The organism is Pseudomonas sp. BIGb0278 (assembly GCF_024809895.1).
Classification (GTDB): Bacteria; Pseudomonadota; Gammaproteobacteria; order Pseudomonadales; family Pseudomonadaceae; genus Aquipseudomonas; species Aquipseudomonas shirazensis.
The window spans coordinates 65066-83460 of the sequence record NZ_JANUEL010000005.1 but is presented as its reverse complement, the minus strand read 5'-3'; the positions used below and the strand labels follow the sequence as shown (position 1 = coordinate 83460).

Sequence of the window (18395 nt, the reverse complement as noted above, 5' to 3'; positions counted from 1 at the left end):
TGCGTCAGGCGTCGGTGGCCAATGGGTGAGCGGCAAACCAGGCGCGCGCCTGCTCCGGGATCACCCCGATGCCATGAAAAGTGTTGACCCTGAGCCCTTGCTCTTCGCCGCGGTGGTGCAACGCACGCGCGCAACGGTCAGTGAACAGGCGCCGGGCCAGCAGGCGGCTGAGGGCGACGCTGTGGCCGAACGGGGTGACCCAGTCGTTGATCCACATGCGCTCGCCGCTGCACCAGTCGGCTTCGTCCAGCTCGATCGGTGAGCGGGTCAGGTAGCGCTGTTCGGCGGCCTCGCTGAGGTTCAGCCAGGAGACGAAAAACACCGGGCGACCGCCCTCGCTGCCCAGCACGAACTGGCGGTGTTTGAGCGCCGGCAACAGCAAGCTGGCGAGGCTGTGCAACGGGGCGTCGCGGTGGGCCGTGGAGTGCATCCACAGCCAGGTCGCAGCGCCCAGCGCGGTGGCTTCGTTCCACGGTTCGTCGATCAGGCCTGGGGCGGTGATGTCGAAAGTGTCGATGCGCATGGCAGCCTCCTCAGAACGACAGCGCGACGGTAAACGCGCTGGTGAAGTTGGCGGTTTCGAAGCCATCGGGCTTTTTCAACGGCGTACCCCACGACCAGTCGTAGGAGAGGTTGCGATAACCGCCGCGCACACCGACCACGGCACCGGCCAGGCGCCGGCCGATCAGGTAGTCGGCGGAGTTGCCGCCGACTTCGCCGTAGTCGACCCCGGCGTACAGCTCCTGGCCGCTGCTGCCCAGGGCCAGGCCGAGTTCGTTGCTCAAGGTCCAGCCGCGGTCGGCCGAGAGGATGTTCTCGCCATCGAAACCACGCACCGAATAGCGCGTGCCGATGCTGAAGCGGTCTTGCGGGACCAGTTCGGTGCGGTTCCACTGCGCGCGCCAGCCGCCGATGTAGCGCAGGCGCTGGCCATAGGCGTCGAACGGCACTTGCAGCTGGGCGTCGGCCTGGATGATTTTCGAGCGGGCGGTGCCGTCGCCGAAGGCTTCTTCCGGCGCCTCCAAGGCGCTGTGGGCGCCGGTGCCACGGCGGTAACTCAGGCCAAGGTCAAGGGTTGAAGCGCCGATGAACTCACGATGACCAATGCCCGCCTGCCAACCGGCCATGCGCCGATGTTGCTGGAGCAGTTCGGTGTCGTCGATGAAGTTTTCCGAAGAGCGCGTCCACAGGCTGCCCCACATCGTGGTCTTGCGCACCGCATCGCGGTACACCAGGCGCGACAGGCGCAGCTCGTTGTTGCGGCTTTCGCCGCGGTAGAGGAAGTCCTGGTTAACCCCGGCAACCGTCTGGTGGTAGTCGTACTCGCTGCTGGTGAACGCCAGTTGCCAGTACCCGAACGGCAGCGAGTAATGCAGGGTGTGCCCTTTCGAGCCTTTGTCGCCGGAGGTGCCGCCGCCCAGGTCGTGGTTGAAGCTGGCGTAGAACAGGTCATTGAGCGACAGCGGGTTGTCCAGCGACAGCGCCACGGCGCCCTGGTATTTGCCGGTGGTCTTGCTGCCGCTGTTGTCCACCGACAGGCTCAGGCGCGCCGGGAAGCGCTGGCGCCAGGCAATGATCACGTCGCTCTCGCCCGGCTTGGCGGTGCTGCTGGCAGCAGGCGCGATGCGGATATCGGCTTCGGCAGTGGGCACCCGCTTGAAGTTTTCCAGCGCTTGTTCGATGTCGCGCAGGTTTAGCAGATCGCCAGGCTTGGCCGGCATCGCGTTCCAGGCGTTGGCGCGCCCGCTGGTGCCCTCGGCAAAGCGCACCTGGCCGATGCGGCCGGGCAGCAGGGTCAGCACCAGGATGCCGCTGTTGAGGTCTTGCGCTTCGGCGAGGACACGGGTGGTGACGTAGCCCTTGGCGATGATCGCGTTCTGCATGCGCTTCATCGTCAGGTTGATGCCGGCACCGCCCAGGCACTGGCCCAGCGCTGGGTCGCCGCTGGGGTTGGCGGCCTGCAGCGCCCACTGGAACTGCTCGGCAGCCTCGCCAATCAGGCGGATATCGTTGATCTTGAAGCAGGGTTTTTCATCACGCGGCAGGCGTGCCTGGGCCTCGGCCACAGGTGCAGCTTCCAGGCGCACGTCGGGGCGGGTGTCGAGTTGCTCGCGCAGGATTCGCTCGCGCTCGCGTTGGCGCAATTCTTCATCGGCAACGGCTGCCGAAGCTGACTGGCTGACCACCAGACCTGCCAGCAGCAGGCATAGTGGAGGAACAAGCGAGGCGAATGAGCGGGCGACAGCAACAGTCACCGCGCCGCGTTGCGCGAGTGGAGGCATGACACGTCCTTGTGAACCGGAAACGGGTAAAGGCCTGGGACAGGGGGGATGTCCTGCAGGCCTGAAATCGAACGGTCTGACGTGTCATTCGCAGAAAAGTTGCGTGGTGAAGTAGGAAAAATCAGCACAGCTGAGCGATTTGTGAAACAAATCGCACTCTGAGCGTCGGGTTTTGTCGCGCGGCCCTGTAGTTACTCTTTGCTGACCGTGGCTGCTTCATCGGTCGAAGGCGGCTCGCTGGCGGCAGCCTCCTGGCCTGGCGCGGCGTCGACTCTGCGCAGCCGATTCAGCTCTGGCAGGCCGAGTTTCAACAACCGTGCAGTCTTGTTGCTGGCGACCTTTTCCAGGCCTTGATCTGCCGGCACCCGCGCCAGCTGCCCGGCCAGACTCATGGCCAGAATCTCCCGCGAGTAGACCCCGCCACCCAGGGCATACACCGCCGCAATCAGCTCGCGCAGCGGCAGTGGCAAGCGCCAGCGGGTGCGCAGCGCCGAGCCGAATGGGGCGCCGAATTCGTTGAGCGACAGTTGCACCTGATCCTCATCCAGCTCACCGCCGGCCAGGCGCCACTCCTGCAGGCAACGCAGCACCGCTAGGTCGCCCAGACAATGCAGCAGGCCGGCGCAGTAGCAGCGGCCTTCATCAACTTCAAGCATGCGCGCCAGGGTGCGGCCGTACTCTGCGGTGTGCAGCGACAAGTCCCAGTAGTGCGCGGCATGCCGGGCCAGCAGCGGGTCGCTCAGCCGCGCGCTGCGCTTGAGGGTCAGGCCGAGCACCAGGTTCATGCTCTGGGTGCTGCCGAGTTTGTTCAGCGCCTGCAGCAAAGTCTGCGCCGGGGCATCGCTGTGCATCGCCGCGCTGTTGGCGGCGGCGATCAATACCGCGGTGATCTGCGGGTCGCTGCGCACCTCTTCTTCAAGCACGCGCAGGTCCAGCCCTTGCGGATTGAGCGCGCGCTTGATGGCTTGCTCGACGTCGGCCAGCAGCGGCCCACCGTCGGCACTGGCGCGGCGCTGCTCAAGATACGCCGGCAGCTTGGCTCCGGGGCTGAGCGGCGGCACCGGGCAGGCGATCTCCTCGCCGGCGCTGGTCAGCAGCACTTCGAGGCGCTTGCGCAGTTTGTCGATGTTGAGCGGTTTGCTCAGGTATTCGGTGGGTTGCAACGGCAGCACTTCACGCACGCTGGCGCTGTCGCTGCGGTTGCTCAGCAAAATGAACGGCAGGCTCGGCGTCTGGCTCTTGCCACGCACTCTGCGCAGCAGGTCGAGGCCGTCAATGTCACCCACCAACTCACGGTCGGCGATGATCAGGTCAGGCTTGCTGGCCAGTGCCGCCAGCGCCTGGGCACCGTCGGCGCAGATCTGCAGGCGGGCGTCGCAGCGCACGCTTAGCAGGGTTTCGCGCAGCATGTCGCGCACCCATGGGTCGCCTTCGGCAATCAAAACGCAAGGCGCGGTGGGGTTTGCAACGCTCATGGGCTACTCCTGAGTAATCGTGTCACGCAATCCGTTGCAGCTTCCAAAACAGGTCCGTGGGCTAACCATAGCGTCTAGCCCGCTCGACAGGCATAAAAAAAACCCGCCTAGGCGGGTTTTTTTCTGACGCGGGTCACATTACGCGAGTTCAGCGAAGCACTCTTCGATGATCGCCAGGCCCTTGTCGAGCAGCGCGTCTTCGGCGGTCAGCGGCACCAGGATGCGCAGGACGTTGCCGTAAGTACCGCACGACAGCAGGATCAGGCCCTTGTCGCGCGCCTTGGCCACGACCTGGTTGACTGCTGCAGCGTTTGGCGTGTGCGAGCCAGCGGCGTCGAACACTTCAACTGCAATCATCGAACCCAGTGCACGCACATCACCGATGATCGGGTGCTTGGCCTGGATCTGGCGCAGGCCAGCGACCAGGTGCTCGCCAACAGCCTTGCTGCGGTCGAGCAGTTTTTCTTCTTCGAACACCTGGATCACGGCCAGGGCCGCGGCGCAGGCGATCGGCGAACCGGCGTAGGTGCCGCCCAGGCCGCCTGGAGCGATGGCGTCCATGTACTCGGCCTTGCCGCACACACCGGCCAGCGGGAAGCCGCCAGCGATGGATTTGGCGAAGGTGGTCAGGTCAGGCGCAACGCCCATCTGTTCCATGGCGAAGAAGGTGCCAGTACGGCCAGCGCCGGTCTGCACTTCGTCGGCGATCAGCAGGATGCCGTGCTGGTCGCACAGGGCGCGCAGGCGCTGCATGAACGGCTTGGTCACCGGGATGAAACCACCTTCGCCCTGAACTGGCTCGATGATGATTGCAGCGATGTCTTTTGGCTCGGCGTCGTTCTTGAAGATGCGTTCGATGGAAGCGATCGAGTCGTCGATGCTCACCCCGTGCAGCTCGTTCGGGAAGATCGCGCGGAAGATGCCGCCTGGCATCAGGCCCATGCCGGCCGAGTACGGTACGACTTTACCGGTCAGACCCAGGGTCATCATGGTACGGCCGTGGTAGCCGCCGGTGAAGGCGATCACGCCAGCACGGCCAGTGGCAGCGCGGGCGATCTTGACGGCGTTTTCAACCGCTTCGGAGCCGGTGGTGACCAGCAGGGTCTTCTTGTCGAAGTCGCCTGGGACCAGCTCGTTGATTTTTTCGCACAGCTCGACGTAAGGCTCGTAGGCCAGCACCTGGAAGCAGGTGTGGCTGACCTTGGTCAGCTGGTGCTGAACAGCGGCAACCACTTTCGGGTGCAGGTGGCCGGTGTTGAGTACGGCGATGCCGCCGGCGAAGTCGATCAGTTCGCGGCCTTCAACGTCGATCACGGTAGCGTTCTTCGCGGTGTCGACGAAGATCGGGTGGATCTGGCCAACGCCACGTGGGACGGCGGCGACACGACGTTGCATCAAGGATTCGTTGGTCTTGCTCATAGTGCCCTCAATTGCGCCGACTGATAGCGGCGCTTGGGGGTGGCTGGGTCTGTTCGCGATCAGTATTCGTTGATCGACTGGCGCGAGCGCCCGGGCCACCAGGTCCTGCAATATAAAAAGACCAGCGAGACGTCGCTCTCGCGCCCCGCTGGCAGAGGTAAAAACCTTGCTACTGGATCAGACGCTGATGCACAGGTACTTGATTTCGAGGTAGTCCTCGATACCGTACTTGGAACCTTCGCGGCCCAGGCCCGAGGCCTTGATGCCGCCGAATGGCGCAACTTCGTTGGAGATCAAGCCGGTGTTGATGCCGACCATGCCGTATTCCAGCGCTTCGGCAACACGGAACACACGGCTCATGTCGCGGGCGTAGAAGTACGAGGCCAGGCCGAATTCGGTGTCGTTGGACATGGCGATGACTTCTGCTTCGTCTTTGAAGCGGAACAGCGGCGCCAGTGGGCCGAAGGTCTCTTCCTTGGCTACGGCCGCAGTTTTCGGCACGTCGACGAGGATGGTCGGTTCGAAGAAGTTGCCTTCGATCAGCTTGCCGCCGGAAAGGATCTTGGCGCCTTTGCTGACTGCGTCCTGGATGTGCTCCTGAACCTTGGCTACAGCCTTGCCGTCGATCAGCGGGCCGGTGGTGGTGCCGTCTTCCAGGCCGTTACCGATCTTGAGCTTGGCCACAGCGGCCTTGAGCTTCTCGGCGAACGCGTCGTAGACGCCGTCCTGCACGTAGATACGGTTGGCGCAGACGCAGGTCTGGCCGTTGTTGCGGTACTTGGAGATGATCGCGCCTTCGACTGCCTTGTCCAGGTCAGCGTCGTCGAACACGATGAACGGAGCGTTGCCGCCCAGCTCCAGCGAGACCTTTTTGATGTCCTTGGCGCATTCCTGCATCAGCTGACGGCCGATTTCGGTCGAGCCGGTGAAGGACAGCTTGCGCACGATCGAGTTGCCGGTCAGCTCGGTGCCGATGTCGCCGGCGCTGCCGGTGACGACGCTGAACACGCCAGCCGGGATGCCGGCGCGGGTGGCCAGCTCGGCCAGGGCCAGAGCGGAATACGGGGTCTGCGAAGCAGGCTTGAGCACCATGGTGCAGCCAGCGGCCAGGGCCGGGCCGGCTTTACGGGTGATCATCGCGGCCGGGAAGTTCCACGGGGTGATGGCCGCGGTAACGCCGATTGGCTGCTTGATGACGATCAGGCGCTTGTCTGGCTGATGGCCCGGGATGGTGTCGCCATAGACGCGCTTGGCTTCTTCGGCGAACCACTCGATGAACGAGGCGGCGTAGGCGATTTCGCCCTTGGCTTCAGCCAGCGGCTTGCCTTGCTCGGTGGTCATCAGGCGAGCCAGGTCGTCCTGGTTCTCGATCATCAGCTCGAACCAGCGACGCAGCTTGTTCGAACGCTCTTTGGCAGTCAGGGCACGCCAGGCCGGCAGGGCCTTGTCGGCAGCTTCGATGGCGCGGCGGGTTTCAGCGGCGCCCATCTTTGGCACGGTGCCGATGACTTCACCGGTAGCCGGGTTGGTCACCTGGATGGTCTGGCCGTTGTCCGCATCCAGCCATTCACCGTTGACGAAGGCTTGCTGGCGGAACAACTGAGCGTCTTTGAGCTGCATGTCGGCTTCCCTTGAGCACCGTGAGCGCACGGAGCGAATTATTGATTGTTGAACACGCACCCCAACACGGAAAACGGCCGTTACGGGGCTTGAGCGTTTGAAATCTCAAACGAATCGTAAGGGTCTGTTGGGTCTTGGACAATAGGCTGTTCGAAAAAAAGAACGAGTGGTTGAACACCTCGTCCGATTTTCGCCAGCGTTGCGTGGCCCGCGCAGGGCCCGACAACAGTAGCCCCGTGCGTCGTGAAAGGCCAGCGACGCTGGCGCGGCGGATATTTGGGGAATGGCGCAGTCTTGATGTAGGAGCGGCCTTGTGTCGCGAAAGGCCCGCAAAGCGGGCCCGGCGATGTCAGCGGCAAAGCTGATAATGTGGGGCCGCTGCGCAGCCCTTCGCGGGTGAACCCGCTCCCACAGGTACTTGTACGCTTTTAGAATGCCTTGTCGAGTTCGATGACCAGCGCGCGGTAGCCGACGCTGCCTGGCTGGCGGCTGAGCACTTTGAGCTCGACCAGCACTTCTTGGGTGCCGCGGCGCACTTCGTTGAGGGTGGTGGTGGTGAGTTTGTCTTTGGTGAGGAAGCCGACCGAGGCCGAATAGATGAACTGGGTGTCGGTTTCCGGGCGGTAGGCGACCACCGAGGTGACCGGGCTGTACCACTCGTCTCCGCGCTCCTTGCCGTATTCCCAGACCTGCTCGACAGTGCCTTTGGCTTCATCGATACGGTATTCGACGGCGCGGCTGTAGTTGCCGCTGAGCTTGGTCGCGGCAAAGTCGCGGCCCCAGCCGTTATCGAAGACGGTCAGCGTGCCTTTGCCGGTGAGCCAGGCGGTGTGCTGGGTCCACGACCAGTCGAAGCCTTCGCTGGCGATCGGCGTCAGCACCTTGTCGCGCAGGCGCTGCGGCCAGCCCTGCGGTGAGGCCAGAATCCACTTCACCTGCTTGTCGCGACCGATCTTAACCACGCCTTGGTGGCGTGCTGAAATGATAATGCTGTCGTCATCTGCGTCGTAGTCGATGGCATTGACGTGGGCCCAGTTGCGCCCGGTGCCGATTCCGGGGATGTCGCCGAACGGCAGGTCGCCCTCGGCCAGTTCATTGGCCAGGTTGCTGTCCTGCCGAGCCACGCCGGAGGGTAATTGCACGGCGGCCTTGCCGAGGGTTTCCAGCAGGTCGCCGCGATACGGGTCGAGGATCTGGTTGAGGTCCCAGAACTCCAGCACATCGCCGGCTTCGTTGACCTCGATGATGTGGTCGCGCACCGAGCGCACGCGCTTGCCGTCAGGGCGGCGATAGTCGCTGGTGCCGACCCGCAGCAGGTAGGTGCCATGGGGTGTTTCGCGAATCTCGTGGGAGAAGTCGGCGAACTTGTCCGGCAGGTTGCGCTGCCACACCTGACGGCCGAGCAGGTCGTACTTGGAGTAGGTCTGGCCCTGGCCCCAGATCAGTTTGCCGTCGCGGGTCTGCTGGAAGCCCATGGTCCCGCCGAGGCCGTCACGGCGGTTGGAGTCGTGGATCTGTTCGATGTCCAGATACCAGCGCACGTCGCCATTGCTGTCGGAAATCCAGTTGTTGCCGACCTGGTCCCACTCGGCAGCGCCGCCCAGGGCATTCCACTTCAGAGCACGGCCACCGGGGATATCGCCGAGCAGGTGGTTGAACAGGTAGAGGCGCTGCTCGAAGCCCGGCGCGACCTTGACCGGTACTACTTCAGGCAGGGCGGCGGTCTGCTTGGCCACCACCGGCAAGCGCACGGCCGGGGCGTAGATCTGGTACTGCTCGCGGATGCGCTCGCCGTCGAGCTTGTAACTGACCTCGACCTGGTTGACGTGGTCCGGGTACAGGCCAAACACTGGGATGCCGCCGTAGGTCCACAGCGAGCGGTCGCTGACGTCGTAGCTGATATCCACCCCGCGCTCGCCACGGCCGCGCACGCGCACATGGGCGGCGCTGATCGCGCGGCCGCCATCGCGGATGATCGCGGTCAGCGGCGCCAGCCGGTACGGGTTGACCACCACGTCGCCGAGCAGCGCTTCGTCACGGTCGGGGACCTTGGCAGTCAGGCAAGCGCCTTCGGGCAGGTCGAGGGTTTCGGTCTTGGCATTCATGGCAAAGCTCCTTGTACTTAGAAGTCGTAACGGGCGGTGGCACCGAAGGTGCGTGGGGTGCCGAGCACGCCGGCATAACCGCCGTTGGCGGAGTTCCACAGGCTGGTGAAGTAGGTTTTGTCGCCGGCGTTTTTCACCCACAGCGACAGGTCGACGACGCCGTCACCTTGGTCCAGGCGCACGCCGGTAGAGAGGTTGACCAGCGCGTAGCTGGGGATCTGGCCGAAGTCGGAGTCATCGATGGTGCCCACCGCCCGCGAGCGGAAGGCGTAGCTGGCGGTGACGTAGGGCTCGATGCGATCCGTCAGCTGCCATTTGTACTGGCCGTTGAAGTTGGCGATGTACTTGGAGGCGCCGACCACTTGATGGCCAGACAAGTCGCAGGTGGCGGTGGCATTGGCCAGGCTCACTTCCGGCGGGCATGGCGCGTCCTTGTAGTCGGTGTAGCGCACGTCGTTCCACGAGCCGTTGAAATTCAGGGTCAGCCCCTGGATCGGCAGCGCCGTGGCTTCGAACTCGACCCCGCGCGAACGCACGCTGCCGGCGTTGGCCAGGTACTGCACGCGGTTGACCTGGTCGTAGACGTTGGCCTGGTAGCCGTGCACCTGGGCCCAGAACAGGTTGCTGTTGAGCTGCAGGCGGTTGTCGAACAGGGTGGTCTTGAGCCCGACTTCGGCGTTGTTGACCCGCTCGGTACCGACCAGCAACGAGTCGGTGCCCAGCCTTGGCGCGGCGCCGACGGTAAGGTTGACCCCGCCGGATTTCTCGCCGTGGGTGAGGCTGGCGTAGCCGAGCACGGCATCGCTGAAGCGGTAGCTCAGGCTGAGCAGGCCGGTCGGGCTGAAGCTGTACTGGTTGAGGTCGCCCGAGTCGTAGGCGCCGACCCGGCCATTGCGCGCCGCAGCGGCCGCACCGGTAACCGCCGCGCCACCGCTGGGCGCAGCGCGGTCGACCCAGGCGCTTTTCTCTTCATAGGTGCCGCGTACGCCGGCGGTGAAGTCGAGGCGGTCGGTCAGGTGCCAGGTGCCCTGGGCGAACAGCGCGTAACTGTCGGTATCGATGTGGCCGTTGCCGATCGTGGTGACGTTGGCCAGCGCGCCCGCTGGGGTGGCGTTCCAGATGTCCGCCTGCGGGCCGTAATAGTTGAACGATTTGTTGTCCAGGTCCTGCTTGAAGTAGTAGGCACCGAGCACGTAATCGAAGAAGCCGCCGGTCGGCGAGGCCAGGCGAATTTCCTGCGAGTACTGCTTGTCGCGCACCGACACGCCGGCGTTGTAGCTGGCCGCCACGTTGAGGCCGTCGTCGTTGCGCGGGGTGAAGTCCCACCAGCGGTAAGCGCTGATCGAGGTCAGGGTGAAATCGTTGGGCAGGGTCCAGTTGGCCTCGACCGAGGTGCCGCCCTGGAACACCGTTACCTGCTGATCCGAGTCGAAGTTGACCTTGCGGTCCTTGCCCGACACCAGCGTCGCACCGGCCTGGTTGGCCAGGCTTTCATAGCGGTTGACCCCATTGATGGTCGGGCCGGTGCTGTACAGGCTGAGGATGCCGTTGTTGGAGTCCTCTTCGTTGTACTCGCCGATCCAGCGCAGGTTGAACGCCTCGTTGGGCTTGAACAGCAACTGGGTACGAAAGCCCTGACGCTTGCCGCCATTGAGGTCGTCGCCGTTGTAGACGTTCTTCACATAGCCGTCGTCTTCGGTGCGGTAAGCGCTGATGCGCCCGGCCAGGGTGTCGCTGAGCGGGCCGGAGTAGCTGGCCTGGGTCTGCCAGTAGCCATCTTCGGCCAGCGAGGTCTGCACGCTGCCCTCTGTATGGAAGGTAGGTTTGCGCGTGGTGATGTTGAGCACGCCAGCGGTGGTGTTCTTGCCGAACAAGGTACCTTGCGGGCCGCGCAGCACTTCCAGTTGCTCGACGTCGAGCAGGTCGAATACGGCCATGCCCGGGCGGCCGAGGTAGACGTTGTCCAGATAGATGCCGACGCTGCCTTCGAGGCCATCGCTGGCCGGGTTGTTGCCCAGGCCTCGGATGGAAATGCTCGACTGGCGTGCATGCACGTAGGAGACGTTGGTACTCGGTACCAGCTGTTGCAGATCCTGCACGCGGTAGATGCGCTGGGTTTCGAGGGTTTCGCTGCTGAGCACACTGATCGGGGTCGGCACGCTTTGCGCGGTTTCTTCGCGGCGGCGGGCGTTGACCGTGACCGTACCGAGTTGGGCACCCGCCTCCACCGCGGGCGTGGCGCTGACGGGTTGGTCAGCAAAACTGCTGTTGGCCGCCGCAAGCAACACCCCGGCGGCAAGCGGCTGCAGGGCAAACAGTGTGGCCCGGGCGGGCCAGCGGGAAAGTCGAGACATACGGGTGCTCCTAGAGGCGTGGGCCTTGGCGAGCATTTCCGTTGGCGGAACCGAATCGCGGTCTGGCAGGCTTATATTCTTATTGGATCTATAAATATGTTTAATTCATATTTTGTGGAATAAGTAACACCCTTTATAAGGTTCACAACCCTTCCTGCCAATTGCATTTCACCGAAAGTTTCCATGTAGAAAATGCATATAGATCTGCGCCAACTGCGCCACTTCATCGCCCTGGTCGAGCACCGCAGCTTCGTCGCTGCGGCCGTTGCCGTGAGCCTGTCGCAATCGGCCTTCAGCCGGAGCATTCAGACCCTCGAGCACAACGTCGGCTGTCGCCTGATCGACCGCGCCAGCAAGGAGCTGGCACCGACCCGGCAGGGTTTGCTGGTGCTGGAGCACGCGCGTCGGCTGGTGCATGGCGCGCATAACCTGGCCAACGAGATCAACCAGTTCAACGGCGCGACGACCGGCCTGGTGCGCTTCGGCTCGGGGCCGGCGCCGGCCGGCGGGTTGGTACCGCGGGCGGTGGCGCGGTTCGTTGCCGAATACCCGGCGGCGCGCACCTGTTTTCAGGTGGATAACTGGCAGGCGCTGAACCGCCGGTTGATGGCCGAAGAGATCGAGTTCTTTGTCGCCGACACGCGTCAGTTCGAAGCCGACCCGGACTACCGCGTGCACAAGCTGACGCCGCAGCGCTGGCACTTCTGCTGCCGCGCCGGGCATCCGCTCACGGCTCAAGCCGAGGTGCGCGCGCGGGACCTGTTCGACTATCCGCTGGCGACCACCTTCCGCCCGCCGAACATCCGCAAGATCCTCAGCGACCTCAGTGGCCGGCAAGATTTTTTGCCCAGCGTCGAGTGTGAGCATGGTTATGCGCTGCTCAATGTGGTCGCGCACTCGGACACCATCGGCATCGCCTGCAGCGCCAATCTGCGGCCGTATCAGGGGGAAGGTGGGCTGGTGGCGCTGGAGCTGGTTGACCTCAGCCAGGAGCAGGAAGATGAGTGCTATACACGGTATGGCGTGGTTAGCCGAGTGGGGTATGGTTTGTCGCCGTTGGCGCAGGGGTTGGTCAGGCAGTTGCTTGCCTGTGATAGCGAGACTTGAGTGTTTCAGGTCGATCTTGGGGCCGCTTTGCGGCCCTTCGCGGCGGTCCGGCGTCCCGGCAAGCCCGCTCCCACAGGAATTTGCAGCGCCGCCGTCATCCTGTGGGAGCGGGTTCACCCGCGAAGGGCCGCAAAGCGGCCCCCGGCCATATCAGCCCTTGCGAGTAGTGCGGCTCAACTGGCCATCAACCCCCACCGGCACTTCGCCGGCCAAGGTCACCCGGCGCACGATGCGCGGCTGGGTGCCGTAGTCGTCCAGCGCGTAATGCTGGGTGGCGCGGTTGTCCCAGATCGCCACATCGCCGACCTGCCAACGCCAGCGCACAGTGTTTTCCAGGCGAGTGACATGCCCTTGCAACACAGCGAACAGGTGCGCCGAATCGGCCTGTGAATAACCTTTGATGCGTTTGACGAACTGGCCCAGTTGCAGCACACGCTCGCCACTGATGGGGTGCACACGCACCACCGGGTGTTCGGTCTCGTAAACGGTCGAGGTGAACACCTTGCGGTGGCGCTCGAGCTTCTCCGGGCTGACATCCGGTTTGGCCGTGGCGTAGTCGTATTCGTTGCTGTGCACGGCCCAGAGCTTGTCGGCCAGCTCCCTTAGCGGCTCAGGCAGCTCGCGGTAGGCGGCTGCGGTATTGGCCCAGACGGTGTCGCCGCCCGAGGCCGGAGCGACCACGCTGCGCAGGATCGAGGCTTTCGGGTAGGCATCGACGAAGGTCACGTCGGTGTGCCAGGCATTGGCCCGCTGGCCTTCCGCGCCGTCGAGCTGGAACAGGTAATGGCTGCCGTCGAGTACTGGCACGGTCGGGTGTGCGACTGGTTCGCCGAGGCGCTTGGCAAAGGCTTCCTGGGCAGCATCGTCGAGGTGATGCTGGGCGCGGAAGAAGATCACCTTGTGTTCCACCAGGGCAGCCTGGATGGCATCGATGCTGGCGGCGTCCAGCTCGGCCGACAGCGCGATGCCGCGAATCTCGGCGCCGATGCGGCCGCCAATCGGCAGGATTTCCAGTGCAGCGGTGTGTGGCGCGGTAGCCAGTGCGGCGTTGCTCATAGCGGTGGTCCTCACGGTCATATGACGGGCGTTGTGATGATTCAGCGGGCGGCCTGGGTGGCCTGGGTCTGTTGCAGGGCAGCGTCGAGGAAGCGTGGCTCGATCCATTCGGAGACCTGGAAGCCGCGGCGGATCAGGCGCTCTTTGGCAGCCAGATCGACGCCTTGCTGGAGCAAGCCGACAAACTCGGCATCCAGCCGTGGATCGAAGTACTCGGCGAGGTTTTCGTCAGCCAGGTCGCCTTCCAGAATCACCCGCGGATAATTGGCAGTGGTGGCCACCAGCTCGATGTAGGCCTGGCGGTTGTGCTCGTCGCGCAGCCATTGGCTGGCCTGCTCCTGGGCCTTGACCAAACGTGCAGTCAGCTCGGGGTGCTGACGGATGAATTCGCCGGTGCCCAGCAGCACCGCCTGGGTGCTGCCGGCGCCCTTGAGGTCGCGTGAGCTGACCGGCAGCTCGACCAGCCCGCGCTCACGCAGCGAGAGCAGGTTGGACAGGCCCCAGGTGGCGTCGATCTGCTTGGCGGCGATGGCGGCATTGGCGGCGTTGAAATCCAGGTTGATGACTTTCAGGTCGCGTTCGGACAAGCCCTGGCTGGCCAACGCGCTGGCGAACGACAGCTGGTTTGCCGTGCCGCGGAACACCGCCACGCGCTTGCCCTTGAGGTCGGCCAGGGTCTTGATGCCTGAGCCCGGCACCACGCCGAGGTAACTCTTGACCCCCCGCACACCAGCCGACAGCACCCGCGTATCGAGGCCATTGGCCTTGCCGATGATCGCTGCCAGGTCGCCGAGGTAGGCGAAGTCAGCCTGGCCGTTGGCCAGCGCTTCGTTGATCACCGGGCCGGCGCCCTTGAAGAAGTGCCAGTCGATTTTGATGCCGTCTTTGGCGAATTCCTTTTCCAGCAGTTGCTGGCTGCGCAGCACGTCGACCACGCCACCGGCGCTGGGCTTGCTGCCGGCGCTGAGGTCGGGCACGGCGATACGGATGCTGTCGACTTCGGCAGCCTGAGTAGTCAGGGCGAAGCCGCTCAGCAGGCCGGCCAGCACGGTCGGGGCGAAGCGGGTGAGTAGGTGACGTAGCGGGGTTTTCATGGCACGGCTCCTTGGCAGGCTGCCACCGGCAAGGGCCGGCGCTTTGAGCAGAAGCTAGGCAAGGATGGTTAGAAGTAACAAAGACTGAATGTGCATGCTTTAGTAACTAAAAGGCATAAATCAGGGTTGGCGGGGTGTGTCGCCGGGGTTGCGGAACGTGCATTTGAAATATGAGTAGAACGCATTGGCTGGGGGGTTCTCGATGCGTGGCCTGCATGCTCTTATGTCTTGAAATTATCTATGCGTAATTTTTTATTCTTTTATTGAATATGTTAATTGCGGTTTGTTGGAGGGCGCGATGGGCGACATTTTGCGACAGGGACGGGGATTGCTGGGGCAGCTGCGCAGCCCTGTTGCGTCCGGCATGGCGCCCCGACATGACCGCTCCGGCCAAGGGTGGCTGGCCTGGATAGTGCCAGTGGGTTTGGCGTTGTTGTGGGTGGTGGCCAGCCGTTGGCATTGGATGAGCGAGCAGATTCTGCCGGGGCCGGCGCTGGTTTGGCAGAGTGCGCTGGAGTTTGGCAGTGCCGAGCTTTGGGGGCACCTGTGGATAAGTTTGCAGCGGCTGCTTTACGGGTTGCTCGCGGGGATTGCCGGCGGATTGCTGCTGGGGACTTGGCTGGGCGCTTCGCGCAGGGCGCAGACGTTGGTGATGCCGACGTTCATCGCACTGGCACAGATCCCGACGCTGGCCTGGATCCCGCTGTTCATGCTGTTTTTCGGCATCGGCGAGCTGCTCAAGCTGGTGGTGCTGATCAAGGCGGTAGTGGTGCCGGTGACCTTGCACACGCTGGTGGGCGTGCGCGATGCACAACCCAAACTGCGGGAAGCCGCAGCGACCTTGCGCCTGCCGGCACATTTGCTGTTCCGTCGGCTGCTGTTGCCGGCTGCCCTGCCGTCGTTTCTGGCGGGAGTGCGGCTGGCGCTGGCGACAGGCTGGACCTCGCTGCTGGCAGTCGAGCTGCTGGCCTCCAGTGAGGGCATCGGCTACCTGATGGTTTGGGGTCGGCAGCTGTTCATGCTCGATCTGGTATTCCTCTGCATCGTACTGATCGGCGCGGTCGGGTTCTTGATGGACCGCAGTTTCAGCAGCCTGGAGCGGCGCCTGCTGTTCTGGCCGCAAGCGGCTACCGGCGAGCAAGGCCGGGCGCAGTTACCACGGGCCTGGCAAGGCTTGTTGTTGCCGCTGGGCCTGCTGGCGCTGTGGCAGGCGGCCAGCAGCTTTGGCTGGGTCGACGACAATATTCTTACTTCGCCACTGGGCGTGCTGGCCAGCCTGCAGGCCGGCATCGCCGATGGCTCGCTGCTGGACGCGCTGCGCTTGAGTCTGCAGCGGGCACTGAGCGGACTGCTGCTGGGCGGCGGTGCAGGCTTTGCGCTGGGGGTACTGCTGGGCTTGTCGAAACCCGCCGAACGAACCCTCGGCCCGACCCTGTCAGCCCTGCGCCAGGTGGCGATCTTTGCCTGGGTGCCATTGCTCACCGCGTGGTTCGGCCTGGGCGAAGCGGCCAAGCTGGTGTTTGTCGGCCTGGCGGCGTTCTTCCCGCTGTTCATTGCAACCCAGCGCGGCATCGCCAGCCTGTCGCCGCAGTTGGGAGAGGCTGCCCAAGTGATGGGCCTGAACCTGCCCAAGCGCTTGCGCTTGCTGATTTTGCCCGGCGCTGCCCCCGCAATATTTGCCGGCCTGCGCCTGTCGCTGATCTATGCCTGGCTGGGCACCATCGGCGCGGAATACTTCATGCCGTCCGATGGCGGTATCGCCAGCCTGATGCTCGGCGCACAGCAGCTGTTCCGCATGGACCAGGTGATGGCGGCGATGGTCCTGATCGGCCTGATCGGCGCCCTGCTCGGCAACCTTGGACAACGCCTCGAATCGCGCGCCACGCGCTGGAGAACCGCATGAACGCCTTCAACACCTCGACCCTGCACGCCGCCAATCAAGCCGACACCACGCCAGCGCTGGTGAGCTTCGAGCAAGTCGGCAAAACCTTTACCGTCGATGGCCAGGCCTTCGAGGCCATCAACAACTTCAACCTGGCCATCAACGAAGGCGAGTTCATTGCCATCGTCGGCGCCTCCGGGTGCGGCAAGTCGACCTTGCTGCGGCTTTTGGTGGGCCTGGATACCGACTACAGCGGCAGTATTCACGTCGATGGCAAGCCGGTGCAGGGCATCGGCGGCGAACGCGGCATTGTCTTTCAGGAGCACCGGCTGTTCCCGTGGCTGACAGTCGAGCAGAACATCGGCCTGGGGCTGGTCAACGAGAAACTGAGCCAGGGCGAACGCGCCCGCCGCGTGCATGAGTTCGTGCAGTTGGTGGGTCTGGTTGGCTTCGAGACGGCGTATCCGCACCAGCTGTCTGGCGGCATGGCACAGCGTGTGGCAATCGCCCGAGGGCTGGTCGCCAGCCCGCGCATCCTGCTGTTGGACGAGCCGTTTGGCGCGCTCGACGCCCTGACCCGACAACAGTTGCAGGATGAACTGCTGGCGATCCGCGAGCGCTCCGGCATCACCACCTTGCTGGTCACCCACGATGCCGAAGAGGCCACCTATCTGGCGGATCGGGTGGTGGTGCTGGAGCCGCGCCCGGGGCGGATCAAGGCGGTGGTCGAGATAGACCTGCCGCACCCGCGCCAGCGCACCGGGGTGGCGCTGCATGGTTTGCGCGAGCGGGTGCTGCATCAGATCACCGGCGACGGCGGTTACTTCAAGCCCGCGTCGCAGCGGGTGGAGGGCTTGCGCCCGGAGTTGATTGCCTTGTGAGGTAAGCACCGCTCCGACAATCGTGCCCGTAGTGCCGCTGGGCATGTTTCACAACGAAAACGGCTACAGATCAAGGCGATGGACGCGCTAGGCCAAGATGGGTATCATTGCGCCGCGTTGCACTCGTAGCTCAGCTGGATAGAGTACTGCCCTCCGAAGGCAGGGGTCGTGGGTTCGAATCCCGCCGAGTGCGCCATATCAAGAAAAAGCCCTGGGACTTGTCCCGGGGCTTTTTCGTTTGTGCGGACCTCACCTGCCAAGCAGCGACAAGCCCATTGCAGGGGCGAACCTGGTTGATGTGGCCTGAGGGCTGCCCGTACCGGCAGTCGCTGCAACGCTGGCTGACGCCGCACGGGCTAGAGGTGAACATCACCAGCATTGCCAGCTACGGCATCAGCGGCTTCAGCTTCGCCGACCTGGCGCCAGTGCAGAACTACTTCATCTGCAACAAGCACACTGGCAGCCACCCTGCCAAAGACAGCTTTGCGGCGCTGCTTGGCGCTGAATATCACTTAGCTTGAGCGAAGCGCACCAAGCGTCAACCCGCTGACTTAACCGTATCCGGCAGCTCGGCGAAGGCTGCACCATTCCACTGATACTTGACCACACTCTCCTGGCTCGGGCAGCAGCGTGGATCTTCGTCGCTGTGAGTCAACACGGTCACGCCGATCAGGTTCGGGCCGAGCAGCTGCAGGTCGGTGGCGCCGCCGAGGATGGTCTTGCCTTTGGCGCTCCAGCTGTTGCCATCACGGTACAGCGCCGCAAGGGTCTGGAACGAGCCATTGCCACCGCCCTGGCCTTCGATGGTGTAAAGCACCACGGCATCTTCGACGCCATCTCCATCGAGATCCACTTCCAGCACCTGACGGCCTTCGTCGTATTCACTGCCGCCGTCGGTTGCGATTTCGTCCGCGACCATCTGGTCGATGGCGGCCTTTAGCGCCGCTTCATCGGCTTCTGCCGTTTGTACGCTCGGCTGCGCTGGCGCAGCGGCTGCAGTGCTCTGCCCTGATGCCTGCGCATCGGGCTTGAGCGCAGCCTGCTTGGACTCGTTCCCCGCATCGCAACCTACCAAGGCCAGGATGCCAATCGTTGCTACAGCCAATTTCAGCTTCATGCC

Annotated in this window: 14 protein-coding genes and 1 tRNA gene; 5 read left to right on the top strand and 10 right to left on the bottom strand. The window is 63.9% G+C overall.

Annotated features, from left to right (window positions below):
• Nucleotides 1–4 precede the first annotated feature (4 nt).
• The 7 genes from M2396_RS17505 to M2396_RS17475 all read right to left on the bottom strand — a co-directional run bounded on the left by M2396_RS17505 (nt 5) and on the right by M2396_RS17475 (nt 11255).
• Nucleotides 5–523 carry a toxin-activating lysine-acyltransferase gene (locus M2396_RS17505; protein WP_101322589.1) on the bottom strand — a complete coding sequence of 173 codons (519 nt, stop codon included), beginning with the start codon at nt 521–523 and terminating at the stop codon, nt 5–7.
• Between the two features lie 10 nt (nt 524–533).
• Nucleotides 534–2282, bottom strand: coding sequence for a ShlB/FhaC/HecB family hemolysin secretion/activation protein (locus tag M2396_RS17500; protein WP_259076653.1), 1749 nt, complete (start codon nt 2280–2282; stop codon nt 534–536).
• A 191-nt stretch (nt 2283–2473) separates the two neighbouring features.
• On the bottom strand, nt 2474–3757 hold the full coding sequence (locus tag M2396_RS17495; protein ID WP_259076651.1) for a response regulator: 1284 nt from the start codon (nt 3755–3757) through the stop codon (nt 2474–2476).
• A gap of 138 nt (nt 3758–3895) precedes the next feature.
• Nucleotides 3896–5176, bottom strand: coding sequence for a 4-aminobutyrate--2-oxoglutarate transaminase (gabT, locus tag M2396_RS17490; protein WP_101322592.1), 1281 nt, complete (start codon nt 5174–5176; stop codon nt 3896–3898).
• 177 nt (nt 5177–5353) lie between these two features.
• A complete protein-coding gene (gabD, locus tag M2396_RS17485; protein WP_101322593.1) occupies nt 5354–6796 on the bottom strand; it encodes an NADP-dependent succinate-semialdehyde dehydrogenase in 1443 nt (480 codons plus the stop codon).
• 428 nt (nt 6797–7224) lie between these two features.
• On the bottom strand, nt 7225–8901 hold the full coding sequence (locus M2396_RS17480) for an aryl-sulfate sulfotransferase (RefSeq protein ID WP_259076647.1): 1677 nt from the start codon (nt 8899–8901) through the stop codon (nt 7225–7227).
• Nucleotides 8902–8918: 17 nt separating this feature from the next.
• Nucleotides 8919–11255: a TonB-dependent receptor gene (locus tag M2396_RS17475; protein WP_188036857.1), complete on the bottom strand. Its 2337-nt coding sequence runs from the start codon at nt 11253–11255 to the stop codon at nt 8919–8921.
• 192 nt (nt 11256–11447) lie between these two features.
• On the opposite strand from M2396_RS17475, the gene M2396_RS17470 reads away from it, so the two are divergent.
• Entirely contained in the window at nt 11448–12362 is a 915-nt protein-coding gene (locus M2396_RS17470; RefSeq protein WP_101322596.1) for a LysR family transcriptional regulator, read from the top strand.
• Nucleotides 12363–12512: 150 nt separating this feature from the next.
• On the opposite strand, the gene M2396_RS17465 is transcribed toward M2396_RS17470, so the two are convergent.
• Nucleotides 12513–13418, bottom strand: coding sequence for a TauD/TfdA family dioxygenase (locus M2396_RS17465; protein ID WP_150573567.1), 906 nt, complete (start codon nt 13416–13418; stop codon nt 12513–12515).
• 41 nt (nt 13419–13459) lie between these two features.
• Entirely contained in the window at nt 13460–14512 is a 1053-nt protein-coding gene (locus tag M2396_RS17460; RefSeq protein WP_181088995.1) for an ABC transporter substrate-binding protein, read from the bottom strand.
• 364 nt (nt 14513–14876) lie between these two features.
• On the opposite strand from M2396_RS17460, the gene M2396_RS17455 reads away from it, so the two are divergent.
• The 4 genes from M2396_RS17455 (at nt 14877) to M2396_RS17440 (ending at nt 17796) form a co-directional block, all read left to right on the top strand.
• Nucleotides 14877–16415 (top strand): ABC transporter permease, encoded by a 1539-nt coding sequence (locus tag M2396_RS17455; protein WP_259076638.1) that lies wholly within the window; start codon nt 14877–14879, stop codon nt 16413–16415.
• Nucleotides 16412–17275 carry an ABC transporter ATP-binding protein gene (locus M2396_RS17450; RefSeq protein WP_101322600.1) on the top strand — a complete coding sequence of 288 codons (864 nt, stop codon included), beginning with the start codon at nt 16412–16414 and terminating at the stop codon, nt 17273–17275. Before M2396_RS17455 ends, M2396_RS17450 begins: the two co-directional genes overlap by 4 nt.
• A 119-nt stretch (nt 17276–17394) precedes the next feature.
• A tRNA-Arg gene (locus M2396_RS17445) sits at nt 17395–17471 on the top strand.
• Between the two features lie 100 nt (nt 17472–17571).
• Complete coding sequence (locus M2396_RS17440; protein WP_101322601.1) at nt 17572–17796, top strand: hypothetical protein; 225 nt, start codon at nt 17572–17574, stop codon at nt 17794–17796.
• A 17-nt stretch (nt 17797–17813) separates the two neighbouring features.
• Here the strand turns inward: M2396_RS17440 and M2396_RS17435 are convergent, their stop codons facing one another.
• Nucleotides 17814–18392, bottom strand: a complete 579-nt coding sequence (locus M2396_RS17435; protein ID WP_101322602.1) for an LppP/LprE family lipoprotein — start codon at nt 18390–18392, stop codon at nt 17814–17816.
• Nucleotides 18393–18395: the final 3 nt, after the last annotated feature.